The sequence below is a fragment of the Lysobacter sp. Soil_N_51 genome, from assembly GCF_057655755.1.
Map to the genome: position 1 here is coordinate 423,165 of NZ_JBDGLR010000006.1, position 14,353 is coordinate 437,517.

Below are 14,353 nucleotides of genomic sequence, written 5' to 3' on the forward strand. Positions count from 1 at the left end.
GCGAGCCATCGGGCTCGCCTTCTTCATTGAATGATCGCTGCGAACGACTCAGCAGCAACCGTGCCCGCCATGACGATCGCCGCTGTCGGCGACCGCGCCCACGCCGGTGGTTTCACCGCGCTGACTGGCCTGATGATGCTCGGCGACCACGCGCGCGACGCAGGCGGTGACACGCTTGCCCATCGGGATGTGCAGGAACTCGTTCGGGCCGTGCGCGTTGGAATGCGGACCCAGCACGCCGGTGATCATGAACTGCGCGCCCGGGAATTTCTCGCCGAGCATGCCCATGAACGGAATCGAGCCGCCTTCGCCCATGTACATCGCCGGCTGGCCGAAGAAGTCGCGGCTGGAGGTATCGATCGCCTTCGACAGCCACGACGACATCGCCGGTGCGTTCCAGCCGCTGGACGACTTCTCGAGTTCCAGGGTGACCTGCGCGCCGTTCGGCGGATCGCGCAGCAGCACTTCCTTCAACAACTCACCGGCGCGCTTGCCATCCAGCGTCGGCGGCAGACGCAGCGACAGCTTCACCGAAGTGTATGGACGCAACACGTTGCCGGCCGAAGCCAGCGACGGCATGCCGTCCACGCCGGTCACCGACAGCGCCGGACGCCAGGTGCGGTTGAGCACCAGTTCCGACAGATCGTCGGCCATCGGCTTCATGCCGGGCAGGAACGGGAACTTGTCGTAGATCGCGGTGCCGAGCACCTTGGCGGCCTGACGCGCCTGCTCCAGGCGTTCTTCGGGCACGTCGACGTACAGGCCTTCGATCAGGATCTTGCCGCTGGTTTCGTCTTCCAGCCGAGACAGCAACTGGCGCAGCAGACGGAAGCTCGACGGCACCACGCCGGACGCATCGCCCGAATGCACGCCTTCGCTGAGCACCTTGACGGTGAAATTGCCGCCGGCCAGGCCGCGCAGCGAGGTGGTGCACCACAGCTGGTCGTAATTGCCGCAGCCCGAGTCCAGGCACACCACCAGCGACGGCTTGCCGATCCGTTCGGCCAGATGATCGACATAGGCCGGCAGGTCGTAGCTGCCCGATTCCTCGCAGGCCTCGATCAGGATCACGCAGCGCGAGTGCGGGATCTGCTGTTCCTGCAGCGCCAGGATCGCCGCCAGCGAGCCGAAGATCGCGTAACCGTCGTCGGCGCCGCCGCGGCCGTACAGCTTGTCGCCCTTGATCACCGGCTTCCACGGGCCGAGATCGTCGTCCCAGCCGGTCATCTCAGGCTGCTTGTCGAGGTGGCCGTACAGCAGCACGCAGTCTTCATCGCTGCCGCCGTGAGCGGCCGGGATATCGATGAAGATCAACGGCGTGCGGCCTTCCAGGCGCACCACCTCGACCTGCATGCCCGGGATCGACTGGGCCTTGGCCCAGGACTCCATCAACTTGACCGCATCGTCCATGTAGCCGTGCTGGACCCAGTCGGCGTCGAACATCGGCGACTTGTTGGGAATGCGGATGTATTCGACCAACTGCGGGACGATTTCGTCGTCCCATTTCTGGCTTACGTAGCTATCGACCTTGTTGGCGTCCATCGGGCGGGGCCTTGGAAACGGGAAAGGCGCCAGTTTACCCCTCCCGGGCCGTGTAGGACTTTTCCTACCCTGCGCTGCGGCTCTGCCCGACTTCATTGAGGCCGGCTTGGCGATAACCTGATCCCGTCGAGACATGGAGACTGTCTCCACCGGCGGACACAAGGACTCAGGGACGTAAGGCCGCCGGTTCGGAATGGAATCCAAATCTCAGGAGCTGAATCATGAAATCGTTTGCCCTTATCGCCAAGTCGCTGGTCCTGTCGCTGATGCTCGCCGGCAGTGCCTTCGCCTCTGAACAGGTCAATATCAACAGCGCCGACGCGGCCACACTGGATCGTGTGTTGCTCAACGTCGGAGCGTCCAAGGCCGAAGCCATCGTCGCGTATCGCAAGGCCAATGGGGCCTTCCGCAGCGTCGAACAGCTGGCCTTGGTCAAGGGGATCGGTCTGAAGACGGTGGAAAAGAACCGGGATCGCATCGTGGTCGGTGGCGCGCCGCAAGGCCGTCCGACCAACACAGCCGGAGCCATCGCGGCGCCGCGCTCTGCCAGCAAGCGTTGAAACTAGTCTGCCGGACACCGTAAGGACGCGGAGCTGGCAGTTGATCGGGCAAGGAGGCCCGGTAGGATTCGGGGGGAGGTCCCTGGACACGGAAGTACGTCGCCCCGCCGCAGAAGGATCTGCGGCGGGGCACATCTGTTTTTGGGGCCGGGATTCGGGATTTGTGAGTCGGGAGTCGGGTTCCGAAGCCGCTCGGTTTTGCGGTCAGTCAGGCCGGCACCGATTCGAATCCTCTCCGAAGCGGCAATCTTCCCAAGCCCATTCAACCCTGCCCGAAGTGTTCCCACCTTTGGAAAAGGGGGGCAGGAGGGATTCGCTTTTAGCCCGTCCACTCCCACCCCGCACCGCCCCTGGGCCTGGCTCGACCGAGCCACTAGACTCAGCGTCCCGCCGCGATCCGACCCGCGCCATGTCCGACAGCCTGTCCTGGACCATCCCCGCCAACGAATACCGCCGCGAGCGCTGGCGCAACCAGTTCGGTTGGACCCGCGAGATCGTGCGCATGCGCCGCGGCGAGGACCTGGACCGTCCGGCGACCGGCGAGGACTGGGACTGGCGCCTGTCGATCGCCGAGATCGAGGCCGACGCGCCGTTCTCGGCGTTTCCTGGAATCGATCGCGAACTGGTCCTGCTCAGCGGCAACGGCCTGCGCCTGCGTTTCGACGACGGCGAGTCGCACGAACTCATGCCGCCGCACGACAAACTGCGTTTCGCCGGCGAGCGCGGGGTGCGCGGCGAATTGCTCGACGGGGTGACCCACGATTTCAATCTGATGTGGCAGCGTGAGCGGGTTCGCGCCGAGCTCTGGCACCGGCCGCTGGTCGGGCCGATGGTGATCTTCGCCGACCCTCACCAGACCTGGGCGGTGCATCTGCTGGCCGGACAGGCGCGCTTCGCCCCCGACGCCGGCCTGCCGCCGCTGCAGGCCGGCGATACCGCGATCCTCGCCGCGGGCAGCGAACGGCTGCGGCATGTGCTGGAAGGCGGCGGCGAGGTGCTGCTGGTGCGGGTGGCGCCGGTCTAGGCCGCGAGCCGCTTAATCGTCCCGATGCCATAGGACGAACGCGGGCGGCAGGCCGTCGGCGCGGAAGGCGTCGATCGCGCGTTGCAGGGTCGCGATCGGCAGCGCCCAACTCGCCGGATATTCATCGCGCTGGCCGTTGTCCTGCAGGTAGTCGATGCTGGCCGCCTCGGGACCGTCGTAGTCCGGATTGCGCGAACTCATGCCGGCGTCGCCGGGTTCGCGCAAGTACATGAGCCAGCCGACTTCGCCGTTGATCAGCGCGCACAACTGCTGTCCCTGCGGGCCTTCGACCCAGATTTCCCGATACTGCGCAGCACGTGCGTCGTGGCTCATGGCGTCGGCCCGGGTTCGATCGGCTGCGGTCGCGGCGCAGCGCAATCGTCAATAGACATCGCGGCGATAACGCCCATCGGCCGCCATCGTCTCCAGCAGATCCACTCCCAGCGCATCGTGCAGCACCGCCTCGACCCCGGGCGCCATGCCTTCCAGACTGCCGCAGACATAGATCGCCGCGCCCTGCGCGACCCACTCGCGCAGCGAGTCGATGCGTTCGCGCAGCAGATCCTGCACATACACCCGCGCCGCGCCATCGCGCGAAAACGCGTAGTCGGCGCGTTCGATCGCGGCCTGCGCATGCCAGTGTTCGAGTTCATCGCGGTAGTGCAGATCGCAGGCGGCGTTGCGCTCGCCGAACAGCAGCCAGTTGCGATTGTGGCCGGCGGCGATGCGGGTCTTGAGCAAGGCGCGCAATCCGGCCAGGCCGGTGCCGTTGCCGATCAGGATCATAGGCCGCGCGTCGGCGGGCGCATGGAAGGACGGGTTGTCGCGGATGCGCAGATCGATCGGCGCATCGAGCGCGGCATGGGCGGTCAGCCAGCCGCTGCCGCTGCCCAGGCGCCCGTCGTCGCGGTGCATCTGCCGGACCAAGAGCTGCAGCGACCCATCGGCCGGAACCGAGGCGATCGAATACTCGCGATGCGGCAACGCCTTGAGCGCATCAGCGATCGCCTGCGCGCTGCGCCCCGCCATCGCCGCCGCATCCGGCAAGCGCGAGCGCGCCAGCACCTCGGACAAGGTCGTGTTCGCATCGTCGATGCGTACCGAGGCATCGCCGTCGAGGCCGACCGCGAGCAACCACTGCGCGACCTCATCGGCGCTGTTGCGCGGACCGATTTCGGCGATATCGCCGGCCCGCCATTCCAGCGCCGCGCCATCGGCCGGAACCAGCGCGATATGGAACGCCGCGCCACCGACGCTGCCGGGATTGGACAATCGCCGCTCGCTCAAGCGCCAGGGGCGATACGAAGGCGTGCTCCAGTCGGGCAGGTCGGTGCGTCCGGCGAGTTGACCCAAGTGGTGCTGCCAATGCCGCAACGCGCCGGCTTCGCCGTTGTCGACTTCGACCAGATCGAACAGCGGCTGCGCGCCGGCATGACGCAGCCAATGGTCGAGGCGATGGCCGAACGCGCAGTACTCGGCGTATTCGCGATCGCCCAGGGCGAGCAGGCCATAGCGCATCGACGCGAGATGCGCGCCGTGCGCCATGACCCGGCGCACGAAGCGCGCCGAGGAATCCGGCGCGTCGCCTTCGCCGGTGGTGCTGACCACGAACAGCACGCGCGAATACTGCGAAAGTTGCGCGGCGTCGAGATTGCCGAGCAGCGCCAGATCGGCGCGCAGGCCGGCATCGCGCAACGCGTCCCAACTGCGCCGCGCGAGTTGTTCGGCGAAACCGGTCTGGCTCGCGAACGCGACCAGCCAGTCGCCGCGCTGTTGTTCGACGATGGCCGGCAGCGCGGATGCGCGCGCGCGGCGGCGACGCGAATACGCGACCGCGGCGACGAAACCGGCGTAGGCCGCGACCAGCGCGGCGGCGAGCCACAACCGCCCGCGGCCCGGCGACGACCATTGCAAGGGTTCGGCCTGCCATTGCGACAGGCACAGCGCGAGCGCGATCAATCCGATCACGACCAGCGAATTGCCGATCAGACTTAGATCGATACGACGGCGGGACGGTGCGGGCGCTGAGGTCATACGGAACGTTGCAAGGCGACGAAGGCCGGTGTGGCGCGGGTGATGAAGCTATCGCCGTCGCGTAACACGAACAAGGCGGCAAGATGATGGCGATTGGCGTAGGCGAGACCGGCATGCGGGCCGAGTACGCTCAGCGCGGTGGCCAGCGCGTCGGCCTGCATGCACTGCGCATGCGCCACGGTGACCGAAGCGATTTCGTTGGCGATCGGCCGGCCGCTGCGTGGATCGAGGGTATGTGCGTAACGTTGGCCTTCGTCATCGAAGTAGCGACGGTAATCGCCGGAGGTCGCGATCGACAAGCCATCCAGACCGATGATCGCGGCGGCTTCGTTGTCGCCGCCATCGGGTTGTTCGACCGCGACCCGCCAGGCGCCGCCATCGGGCTTGCGGCCATGCCCGCGCAACTCGCCGCCGACTTCAACCAGACAGTTGTTCACGCCTTGCTGCAACAACCAATCGGCGACGCGATCGACGCCGTAGCCTTTCGCGATCGACGACAGATCGATGGACGCATCGCCGGGTTGGGTGAGTTCACGCGCGGCCGCATCCCAGCGCAAGCGTTGCCAGCCCACGCGTTCGCGCGCGTGAGCGAGCGACACCGCATCGGGCGCGTGCGCGCAGGGGCCGGAGGGACCGAAACCCCACAGATCGACCAGCGCACCGAGAGTCGGGTCGTACGCGCCATCGGTATCGGCGGCGAGCGTCAGCGCGGCATCCATCACCTCGGCGAATTCGACCGGCAAGGCATGCAAGCTGCCGGCCGGCGCGCGGTTGTAGCGGCTGATATGCGAATCGGTTTCCCAGGTGCTCATCTGCGCGACGACGACGTCCAGTCGCGCCTGGATGCCGCGTTCGAGCGCGGCCAGGGCGGACGCGGCGGCGATCAGCTTGACCGACCACAGCGTGCCCATCGTCACGCCGCGCAGCTCGTGCATAGCCGCGGCCGGAGCGCCCCAGGCGCCCGACCACGACCACGTCGGTTGCGGCACGGCTTGCGACATCGACTTACTGCGGCAGCACTTCGAACACGGCGACGTAGCTCAGACGGCGCTGCTTGGCCTGCGGCAGCGTGGTCTTCTTGTCTTCGCTCGCGGTTTCCAGCCAGTACATGCCCGGCTGCGCCCACTTCACTTCGAACTTGCCGTCGGCGCCGGTGGTGGCGTGGATTTCGTTTTGCTGATCGCGGTAGCGGGTCGCGCCCGGAACGATCTCGATCTTCAGGCCCGAGGCCGGCTTGCCGTCGACCAGCAGCTGGAACGTCGCCGACTCGCCGGCGAACAGATCGTTCGGATGAGTGACCGGCACCAGCTCGATGCCCTTGCCGGTGGTCGCGAACACGGTGGTGCTCGGCTTGCCGACGGTGGCGAAGGTTTCCACCCGGCCCAGGCTTTCGGAGGCTTCGACTTCGGTCGCGCCGGCCGGAATGCCGCTGGCGAACTCGCTGGCCTTGCCGCGCCAGCGCTTGGCTTCGCCGCCGAGCTTGTAGCTGGCGAACATGCCTTCGTTGTTCATCGCGATCTTGTAGGTGCCTTCCTGCTGAAGCTGCAGGTCGAACACACTGCGCAGCTTGCCGGTGGAACCGTTCTGCGGTTCGACCTTGCTGCCGTCCGGCGCGGTCACCTGCAGGCGTTCCAGCGGCAGCGGCACATGATTGAAATAGAACAGGTCGTTGGACACGGCCGCATCGACCGTCATCCACGAGCCCTTGTCGGAGAACACCGTCTGCGACGGTTGCAGCCAGGCCTTGTGCGCCTGCGCGGTGGTGGCCAGGCCGAGCGTGGCGAGAGCGAGCGCGGTGACGAGGGTGAGTTTGGTCTTCATGATTTTTGTCCGGGAATGGGGAATCGAGAATCGGGAATCGGGAATCGTAAGAGCAGCAGTGCGGGATCGGCCTGGGTCGAAGCGGGCTTTAACGATTCCCGACGCCCCCATTCCCGATTCCCGGCCTTTCAGGGCTTGACGACCAGCCCGACCTTGCCCAACTCAGTCTTGCCCTGCGCCGACAGCGTCTGCGCCTTGGCCGGCCATTCGAACGGAATCGTCAGCATTTCGCGGCCGCCGACTTCGCGCGCGGCTTCGACCACCAGGGTGTAGCTGCCCGGGCTCAGGCCGGCGAGTTGCTTGCTGTTGCCCTTGAACGACACCGCGTGGCTGCCGACCGGACGGGTCGCGCCGCTGACGCCGTCGACCGGCATGCTCAGGGTACGGCCGCTGCGGCGCCACCACTGGCGCATGTCCTTGAGCCACTTGGTGCCTTCGCCGTTCTTCATGTCCAGGTCGTACCAGACGGCGAGATTGCTGGCGACGGTGTTGTCGGATTTTTCGATCCATGCCGCGACATAGGGACGGTGGTACTCGGCCGCGTTGATCCGCGGAATTTCGATCTTGAGTTCCAGATCGGCCGCGAACGCCGGCAGCGGCAGCGCCAGCGCGGGAATCAGGACCTTGAACGACGACAGTTTCATGGATCGCTCCTGCAGTGCTTGAAAACGGATGTTCAGTGCATGAAAAGAAGGATGACCAGCAGCGGGATCGCCAGACCGGCCACGACCAGCGGCCAGGTCTTGCCGCGCTGACGCGCGTGCAATTGCAGCAGCCACAGGCCGGTGAACGCGAACAACAGACAGGCCACCGCGAACAGGTCGATGAACCAGCGCCACGCGGCGCCGGTGTTGCGGCCCTTGTGCAGGTCGTTGAGCCAGGCGATCCAGCCGCGATCGGTGCGTTCGTATTCGATCGCGCCGCTCTCGCGGTCGATGCTGATCCAGGCATCGCCGCCGGGACGCGGCAACGACACGTAGACATCGCTGTCGGACCACTCGCCCTTGCGCCCGGAGGTGCGCACATCCAACGCATCAGCGAGCCAGTCGTTGACCGCGCCGGGCAACGGCGCATCGGCCGCCGGTTCTTTCTTCAGGCTGCGCAGCAGGCTGGCCGGCAGGGTTTCCTTGACGTTGACCACATGCGGCTCGGATTCGATCTGCGCGGCATGGTTCAAGGTGATGCCGGTGACCGAAAACAGCAGCAGCGCGACCAGACTGAGCGCGGCGCTGATCCAATGCCAGCGGTGCAGGGTCTTGAGCCAAAAGGAACGACGATTAAGCTCGATCGTTCCCGAAGTGGCCTTGGTCGGTCCGCCTTTGATCTTGATCGCGCGATCGTCCTCGCCGATCGCGCTCACGGCTGGCTCCAGCGCCGCAGCAGGTTGTGATAAACGCCGGTCAACTGCACCAGCGCCGGATGATCGGGCACGTCGGCGGTGAGGCGGCGGATCGAGATGTCGAGCTCGAACATCAACCGCCGCTGCGCGTCTTCGCTGACCAGGCTCTGGATCCAGAAGAACGAGGCGATGCGCGCGCCGCGGGTGACCGGGGTGACCTTGTGCAGGCTGGTGCCCGGGTACAGCACCAGATCGCCGGCGGCGAGCTTGACGTTGTGGGTGCCGTAGGTGTCTTCGATGACCAGTTCGCCGCCGTCGTATTCCTCCGGCGCGCTCAGGAACAAGGTCGCCGACAGATCGGTGCGCACCGCGTCCATGCCGCCGCGGCTGCGGTCGTAGCGGATCGCGTTGTCGACATGGAAGCCGAACGACTGGCCGCCGGCGTAGCGGTTGAACAGCGGCGGGTAGACCCGCTGCGGCAGCGCGGCGGAGAAGAAGGTCGAGTTCTTCGCCAGCGCGTCGAGAATGAGCGGCCCGAGTTCGCGCGCGACCGGATCGGTTTCCGGCAACTGCGCGTTGTCCTTGGCCTTGGCCGACTGATGGCCGGCGGTGATGCGTCCATCGGCCCAGCCGGCTTGATCCAGGCGCGCCCGGCAATGGGCGACCTGTTCGGCGGTGAGGACCTTGGGAACGTGCAGCAGCATGGTTTTCCTCAATGCGGCCGCCCGGGAGGGCCCGGGCGGCGCGCGTGGACGATGGAAGTCCGATTAGAACGTGAACCCGATGCGCCGTGCCACTGGCGCGCCGCACCGATGCGCCCGCTTAGAAGGCGAAGTTGGCGCTCAGCACGAACTGGCGGCCGTCGCCCGGGGTCGCCCAACCGTTGTTGCGGATACGGGTGAAGTAATCCTCGTCGGTCAGGTTGTTGACGTTGAGCTGCAGCGAGGCCGAACGGTTGATCTTGTAGTTGACCATCGCGCGGTGGGTCCAGTAGCTGCCGTAGGTGGTCAGCGGGCCGTTGACGTTGGTCGCGCTGTGCTGGGTCAGCCAGATCTTGCCCTGATAGGTCGCGCCATAACCGATCTGCCACTTCGGGCTCAGGTCGTAGGTGGTCCACAGGCTGAAGGAATGCTCCGGCACGTTGGTCAGGCGGTCGCCCTTGGTGTAGTCCAGGCCCAGACCGGCCTGACGGTTCGACACGCCCTGCAGCACTTCGCTGTCGAGGAAGGCGTAGTTGGCGTACACCGCCCACTGGTCGGTGATCAGGCCGGACACGCCGAGCATGACGCCGTCGACGCGCGCCTGGCCGTCGAGCTGCTGCAGGCCGGACAGGTTGGCCGGGTTGTCGAGGTCGGCGACCTTGTAGTTCTTGCGGTCGTTGCGGAACACCGAGCCGGTCAGCGCGATGCGGCCGTCGGCGAAGTCCCACTTGGTGCCGATTTCGTAATTGACCGCGGTTTCCGGATCGACCGAGCAGGTCTGCGCGGTGCACGAGCCGTTGACCGAAGCCTTCGACGGGGTCTTGGAGTTGCCGTAGGCGATGTAGATGCTGCCGTTCTCGACCGGCTTGTAGACCAGGCCGGCGCGGTAGGAGAACAGATCGTCGTTGCTCTTGAACGGGACGCCATAACCGGTGATGGTGCCGATCGGCAGCGCCGGCAGCGCGCCGCCGACCGTGGTCGGGGCCTGCACGACGACGGCGTTGTTGGTCTTGCCCTCGTTGCGCTCGTAGCGCGCGCCCAGGCTCAGCTGCCAGTGTTCGTTGAACTTGAGCGTGTCGAACACGTACAGCGCGCGATTGTCGAGCTCGCCTTCGGTCTGGCCGGTGAGGGTGCGATTGAGCGGGCCGCGATAGATGTGATCGGGGTTGGCGATGTTCATCTGCGGCAGACCGGCGATGTACGGGTTGGTGCCGTTCGGGTTGCGGAAATCGCTGGTGACGTCGAGGTCGAACTTTTCGTGCAGGATCGAGAAGCCCGCGACCAGATTGTGTTCGATCGCACCGGTGTTGAAGGTGGTGGTCAGATCGGTCTGGTTGTAAATCGTGGTGTTGCGCGTATCGCGACCGTAGCCGCGAGGGCCGCTCGGGCTGTAGTTGCCCGGGCGCGTGGCGCCGCAGGTGGCGCCGGTCGGGGTGCGGTTGTTAGCCAGGCACCAGGTGCCCTGCACGGCGTCGACCAGCGAGAACTGGTCGACCTGCTGCCAGCGGGTCAGGTTGCGGATCTTGAACTTGTCGTTGAACGAATGCTCGATGGTCGAGGTCAGCGAGTCGAGCTCGATGTCCTGCCGGTCGATATTGCTGTAACCGTAGTAGTTGCCGCGATCCACGCCCGGCAGGCCGTCGCCGTTGAAGAACGGCAGGCCGTACTGCGGGGTGTTCTCGTCTTCCTGGTGCAGGTAGTTCAAGGACCAGGTGGTGTCGCTGCCCAGGCCGAACGCCAGCGAGGCGGCCGCGCCCCAGCGTTCGTTGGTTTCGATATCGCGGCCCGGCACATCGTTCTGGTGGCCCATGATGTTCAGGCGCAGCGCGGAGCTTTCGCCGATCACGAAGTTGCTGTCGGCGGTGACGCGCGCGTAGCTGTCGGTGCCGGCGGCGATGGACGCCTTGTGGAATTCGTTGAGGCCGGCGCTCTTGGTCACCAGGTTGATGGTGCCGCCGACCGAGCCCGCGCCGGAGTACACCGAGTTGGCGCCGTTGATGACTTCCACCGATTCCAGATTGAACGGATCGGTGCGGCTGTACAGACCGCTGTCGCGCACGCCGTCGACGGTGATGTCGCTGCTGGCGTCGAAGCCGCGCAGGTTGATCTTGTCGCCGAAACCGCCGCCGCCTTCGCCGGCGCCGAAGGTGATGCCGGGCAGGGTGCTGAGGATGTCGGTCAGCGACAGCAGGTTCTGGCCGTCGATGGTGTTGCGGTCGATCACGGTGATCGTCTGCGGGGTGTCGCGCAGGTTCGCGGTGTACTTGCCGCTGCTGGCCTTCTGGATGCGCTGGCCGTGGACTTCGACGCCTTCGACGTCCTTGGCCTGGGGGTCCGGCGCCGGGGCGGCGAACACGGGCAGAGTGAGGGCAAGGGCGAGCGCGCCGGCAAGCGGCGACACGACGAACTTCGTGGTCGACATGGGAATCTCTGGGAGGGGGCAGGTAAGGGCGGCGCAAGGCCGCGTCAGGCCGCGATCTTAATGAGATGAATTCTCATTTGCAACGAAAAGTGAATGCGAACGCCGGCCTGTAACCGTTTTCGTCACATAAATGTGCGTAAACGGTGCGTCGATTGAGCGCTGGGTCGCGGTTTAACGAGCCCCTCTCTCGCAGCGCGGGAGAGGGGTTGGGGTGAGGGCCCGAAAGCCGAATCTCCCTCGGCGACTCGGTCGCGCTTGCCTTCATCCGCCCTTCGGGCACCTTCTCCCGCTTTGCGGGAGAAGGGAATGTCATGGCTCGTGTTGCTCAACGCTGCATGAGGTCTCGCCCAACTGACCATTCGTTTTCGCAATGCGGCGCCAACGCATCCCGCCAGACGTCAGCGTCGCGTCAGCAGCGAGGGAAGGGCTGGTCCCGAGGCTTCCGGCTCGGCTCGCTGCGCACTGCCTCTTGCCGCACGGGGCGAAGCAACGTGGTGATCTGAAAGAAGAACGTCGGAGCTGAAGCCCCGCCTACAAAAAACTTCGCGGCCAAGGCCGCGCATGTGGGAGCGATTGGCTTCAGGCGGTGCAGCGGCGACGCTGGAAGAAGGCGAACGAGGCGTTCGCGCTGGAGCGTTCTACTCGCGATCGTCGCGGGTCCACACCCCGCCGTCTTCGACCTTGACCGGAAACTTCGGCACCGGTTCGTAGGCCGGCGCGCACAGCGGCCGGCCGTCGCGGACATCGAACCGCGCGCCGTGCAGCACGCATTCGATCGTCGCTTCCTCGCTGTCGAAGGTGCCCGAGGACAATTCGAAGTCCTCGTGCGAGCAGCGGTCTTCCAGCGCGTAGTAATCGCCGTCGTAATTGCAGACGAAGATCGCGGTGTCGCCGTCCCAGGCGACGGTGGATTCGCCCGGCAGCAGTTGCGAAGTGGCGCAGACGAAAATCCAATCGCCCATGGCGGCTTCCTTTGGTACGCGATTCGGGGTTGGGGATTCGGGATTCGCAACAGCGCGGCTGGCGCCCGTCCCGAATCCGAATCCGGTGTTACAGCTTCTTTTCCAGGATTTCGAAACTCAGGTCGTCGCGCTTGGGCAGGCCGAAGCGCGCGTCGCCGTAGGGGAACGGTTCGAATCGACCGGTGCGCTCGTAGCCGCGGCGCACGTAGAACTCGATCAGTTCCTCGCGCACGTTGATCACGCTCATGCGGATCAGGCTCAGGTTCCATTGCTCGCGCGCGACGCGTTCGGCTTCGGCCAGCACGCGCTTGCCGATGCCGCCGCCCTGCAGGGTCGGGTTGACCGAGAACATGCCGAAGTAGCCGCTGCCGTCGTCCTCGACCGCGATATGCGCGCAGGCCAGCAGTTCGCCCGATGCGTCGGCGCGTTCGGCGATCAGGATCATGCCCTGCGCCTTGCCCAGCACGCTTTCGATTTCGTCCGGGCCGGTACGGCGGCCGTCGAGAATGTCGGCCTCGGTGGTCCAGCCGCGGCGGCCGGAATCGCCGCGATAGGCAGATTCGACCAGCGCGACCACCGCGTCGGTGTCGGCGAGGGTGGCGGCGCGGAATTTGATGGTGTCGTCGGTCATGCGAGCAGTTTGCGTACTTTGGTCAGGGCGGTCACGAAGGCGTCGATCTCTTCGAACGTGTTGTAGTAGGCCAGCGAGGCGCGGCAGGTCGCCGGCACGCCGAAGTGTTGCATCAGCGGGTGCGCGCAGTGATGGCCGGAGCGGATCGCGACGCCTTCCAGGTCGAGCAGGGTGGCCAGGTCGTGCGCATGCGCGCCTTCGACCAGGAAGCTCACCACCGCGGCCTTGTCGGCGGCCTCGCCGAAAATACGCAGGCCCGGCACTTGCTTCAAGGCGTCGGTGAAACGGCTCAGCAAGGCCTGTTCGCGCGCTTCGATATTGGCCATGCCCAGCGCCGACAGATAGTCGACCGCGGCGCCGAGCCCGGCGAAACCGGCGATGTTCGGGGTGCCGGCCTCGAAGCGGCGCGGGCCGTCGGCGAACACCGTACCTTCGAACCGCACTTCCTTGATCATTTCGCCGCCGCCGATGAACGGCGGCATCGCGTCGAGGTGTTCGCGCCGCGCCCACAGCGCGCCGGTGCCGGTCGGGCCGCTCATCTTGTGGCCGGTGATCGCGTAGAAATCGCAGCCGATCGCGGCGATGTCGAGCGGCCGGTGCGGCGCCGCCTGCGAACCGTCGATCAGGGTGACGATGCCGCGCTTGCGCGCCTCGCGGCAGATCTCGCGCACCGGGTTGACCGTGCCGAGCACGTTGGAGACGTGGGTCAGCGCCAGCAGTTTCACTTCCGGCGTGAGCAGCGAATACAGCTGATCCAGATCGAGCTGGCCGCGTTCGTCGATCTCGGCGACCTTGATGACCGCGCCGGTGCGCTGGGCGACCAATTGCCACGGCACGATGTTGGCGTGGTGCTCCATGCGCGTGAGCACGATCGCATCGCCGGCCTTGAGCCGCGGCAGCGCCCACGAGTACGCGACCAGATTGATCGCGAAGGTCGTGCCGCTGCACAGCACCAACTCGTCGCCGCGCACGTTGAGGAAGCGGGCGAGCTTGCTGCGCGCGCTTTCGTACAGTTCGGTCGCTTCCGAGCCCAGCGCATGCACCGCGCGGCTGACGTTGGCGTTGTGGCGGCGATAGAAATCGTCGACCGCGGCGATCACCGCTTCGGGCTTCTGGCCGGTGTTGGCCGAGTCGAAATAGATCAGCGGCTTGCCGTGGACTTCGCGGGTCAGCACCGGGAAGTCGGCGCGTACCGCGGCCCAGTCGGTGGGGTTGGGGACGGCGTTCATTGATCAGGCCTTGGTGGGGGGAGAGAAACGAGTGGAGAAAAGTGAGGAACGAGTAAGTGCGCCGGTTCAACCGTCGTAGCGCGGCCGT

At 66.1% G+C, this 14,353-nt stretch carries 14 protein-coding genes; 2 read left to right on the top strand and 12 right to left on the bottom strand.

What is annotated here, in order from left to right; all coding sequences use genetic code 11:
- Positions 1–48: 48 nt before the first annotated feature.
- Positions 49–1,542 (bottom strand): M20 family metallopeptidase, encoded by a 1,494-nt coding sequence (locus tag AC3A4T_RS13730; RefSeq protein ID WP_487675893.1) that lies wholly within the window; start codon positions 1,540–1,542, stop codon positions 49–51.
- A 221-nt stretch (positions 1,543–1,763) separates the two neighbouring features.
- Here AC3A4T_RS13730 and AC3A4T_RS13735 point away from each other — a divergent pair, with 221 nt between their 5' ends.
- Together AC3A4T_RS13735 and AC3A4T_RS13740 are read left to right on the top strand one after the other, a co-directional pair.
- Positions 1,764–2,102, top strand: coding sequence for a ComEA family DNA-binding protein (locus tag AC3A4T_RS13735; RefSeq protein WP_036110418.1), 339 nt, complete (start codon positions 1,764–1,766; stop codon positions 2,100–2,102).
- 409 nt (positions 2,103–2,511) lie between these two features.
- Complete coding sequence (locus tag AC3A4T_RS13740; protein ID WP_487675894.1) at positions 2,512–3,126, top strand: HutD/Ves family protein; 615 nt, start codon at positions 2,512–2,514, stop codon at positions 3,124–3,126.
- 12 nt (positions 3,127–3,138) lie between these two features.
- On the opposite strand, the gene AC3A4T_RS13745 is transcribed toward AC3A4T_RS13740, so the two are convergent.
- From AC3A4T_RS13745 to AC3A4T_RS13795, 11 genes are all read right to left on the bottom strand, one after another.
- The gene (locus tag AC3A4T_RS13745; RefSeq protein ID WP_487675895.1) at positions 3,139–3,459 is read right to left on the bottom strand and encodes an Imm1 family immunity protein; all 321 of its coding nucleotides are present in this window, start codon (positions 3,457–3,459) and stop codon (positions 3,139–3,141) included.
- A gap of 48 nt (positions 3,460–3,507) precedes the next feature.
- Positions 3,508–5,160, bottom strand: coding sequence for a sulfite reductase subunit alpha (locus AC3A4T_RS13750; protein WP_487675896.1), 1,653 nt, complete (start codon positions 5,158–5,160; stop codon positions 3,508–3,510).
- Positions 5,157–6,071 carry an FAD:protein FMN transferase gene (locus AC3A4T_RS13755; RefSeq protein ID WP_487675958.1) on the bottom strand — a complete coding sequence of 305 codons (915 nt, stop codon included), beginning with the start codon at positions 6,069–6,071 and terminating at the stop codon, positions 5,157–5,159. The genes AC3A4T_RS13750 and AC3A4T_RS13755 overlap by 4 nt, the downstream gene beginning before the upstream one ends.
- A 94-nt stretch (positions 6,072–6,165) precedes the next feature.
- Positions 6,166–6,981 (bottom strand): DUF4198 domain-containing protein, encoded by an 816-nt coding sequence (locus AC3A4T_RS13760; protein WP_487675897.1) that lies wholly within the window; start codon positions 6,979–6,981, stop codon positions 6,166–6,168.
- A 128-nt stretch (positions 6,982–7,109) separates the two neighbouring features.
- A complete protein-coding gene (locus AC3A4T_RS13765) occupies positions 7,110–7,625 on the bottom strand; it encodes a DUF2271 domain-containing protein (RefSeq protein WP_046655827.1) in 516 nt (171 codons plus the stop codon).
- Between the two features lie 32 nt (positions 7,626–7,657).
- Positions 7,658–8,269 carry a PepSY-associated TM helix domain-containing protein gene (locus AC3A4T_RS13770; RefSeq protein ID WP_487675959.1) on the bottom strand — a complete coding sequence of 204 codons (612 nt, stop codon included), beginning with the start codon at positions 8,267–8,269 and terminating at the stop codon, positions 7,658–7,660.
- A 68-nt stretch (positions 8,270–8,337) separates the two neighbouring features.
- Positions 8,338–9,024 carry a Fe2+-dependent dioxygenase gene (locus AC3A4T_RS13775; RefSeq protein ID WP_056117021.1) on the bottom strand — a complete coding sequence of 229 codons (687 nt, stop codon included), beginning with the start codon at positions 9,022–9,024 and terminating at the stop codon, positions 8,338–8,340.
- 118 nt (positions 9,025–9,142) lie between these two features.
- Positions 9,143–11,443: a TonB-dependent receptor gene (locus tag AC3A4T_RS13780; protein ID WP_487675898.1), complete on the bottom strand. Its 2,301-nt coding sequence runs from the start codon at positions 11,441–11,443 to the stop codon at positions 9,143–9,145.
- Positions 11,444–12,081: 638 nt separating this feature from the next.
- Positions 12,082–12,405 (bottom strand): Rieske (2Fe-2S) protein, encoded by a 324-nt coding sequence (locus tag AC3A4T_RS13785; protein ID WP_036110399.1) that lies wholly within the window; start codon positions 12,403–12,405, stop codon positions 12,082–12,084.
- Positions 12,406–12,493: 88 nt separating this feature from the next.
- Entirely contained in the window at positions 12,494–13,036 is a 543-nt protein-coding gene (locus AC3A4T_RS13790) for a GNAT family N-acetyltransferase (RefSeq protein ID WP_487675899.1), read from the bottom strand.
- Positions 13,033–14,265, bottom strand: coding sequence for a cysteine desulfurase (locus tag AC3A4T_RS13795; RefSeq protein ID WP_487675900.1), 1,233 nt, complete (start codon positions 14,263–14,265; stop codon positions 13,033–13,035). Before AC3A4T_RS13795 ends, AC3A4T_RS13790 begins: the two co-directional genes overlap by 4 nt.
- Positions 14,266–14,353 lie beyond the last annotated feature (88 nt).

Bases quoted from the DNA above. Each gene is read 5' to 3' on its own strand.
- AC3A4T_RS13740 (WP_487675894.1), top strand. From the start codon at position 2,512: ATGTCCGACAGCCTGTCCTGGACCATCCCCGCCAACGAATACCGCCGC.
- AC3A4T_RS13795 (WP_487675900.1), bottom strand. From the start codon at position 14,265: ATGAACGCCGTCCCCAACCCCACCGACTGGGCCGCGGTACGCGCCGAC.
- AC3A4T_RS13750 (WP_487675896.1), bottom strand. From the start codon at position 5,160: ATGACCTCAGCGCCCGCACCGTCCCGCCGTCGTATCGATCTAAGTCTG.
- AC3A4T_RS13760 (WP_487675897.1), bottom strand. From the start codon at position 6,981: ATGAAGACCAAACTCACCCTCGTCACCGCGCTCGCTCTCGCCACGCTC.
- AC3A4T_RS13730 (WP_487675893.1), bottom strand. From the start codon at position 1,542: ATGGACGCCAACAAGGTCGATAGCTACGTAAGCCAGAAATGGGACGAC.
- AC3A4T_RS13765 (WP_046655827.1), bottom strand. From the start codon at position 7,625: ATGAAACTGTCGTCGTTCAAGGTCCTGATTCCCGCGCTGGCGCTGCCG.
- AC3A4T_RS13785 (WP_036110399.1), bottom strand. From the start codon at position 12,405: ATGGGCGATTGGATTTTCGTCTGCGCCACTTCGCAACTGCTGCCGGGC.
- AC3A4T_RS13745 (WP_487675895.1), bottom strand. From the start codon at position 3,459: ATGAGCCACGACGCACGTGCTGCGCAGTATCGGGAAATCTGGGTCGAA.
- AC3A4T_RS13775 (WP_056117021.1), bottom strand. From the start codon at position 9,024: ATGCTGCTGCACGTTCCCAAGGTCCTCACCGCCGAACAGGTCGCCCAT.
- AC3A4T_RS13780 (WP_487675898.1), bottom strand. From the start codon at position 11,443: ATGTCGACCACGAAGTTCGTCGTGTCGCCGCTTGCCGGCGCGCTCGCC.
- AC3A4T_RS13790 (WP_487675899.1), bottom strand. From the start codon at position 13,036: ATGACCGACGACACCATCAAATTCCGCGCCGCCACCCTCGCCGACACC.
- AC3A4T_RS13755 (WP_487675958.1), bottom strand. From the start codon at position 6,071: ATGGGCACGCTGTGGTCGGTCAAGCTGATCGCCGCCGCGTCCGCCCTG.
- AC3A4T_RS13735 (WP_036110418.1), top strand. From the start codon at position 1,764: ATGAAATCGTTTGCCCTTATCGCCAAGTCGCTGGTCCTGTCGCTGATG.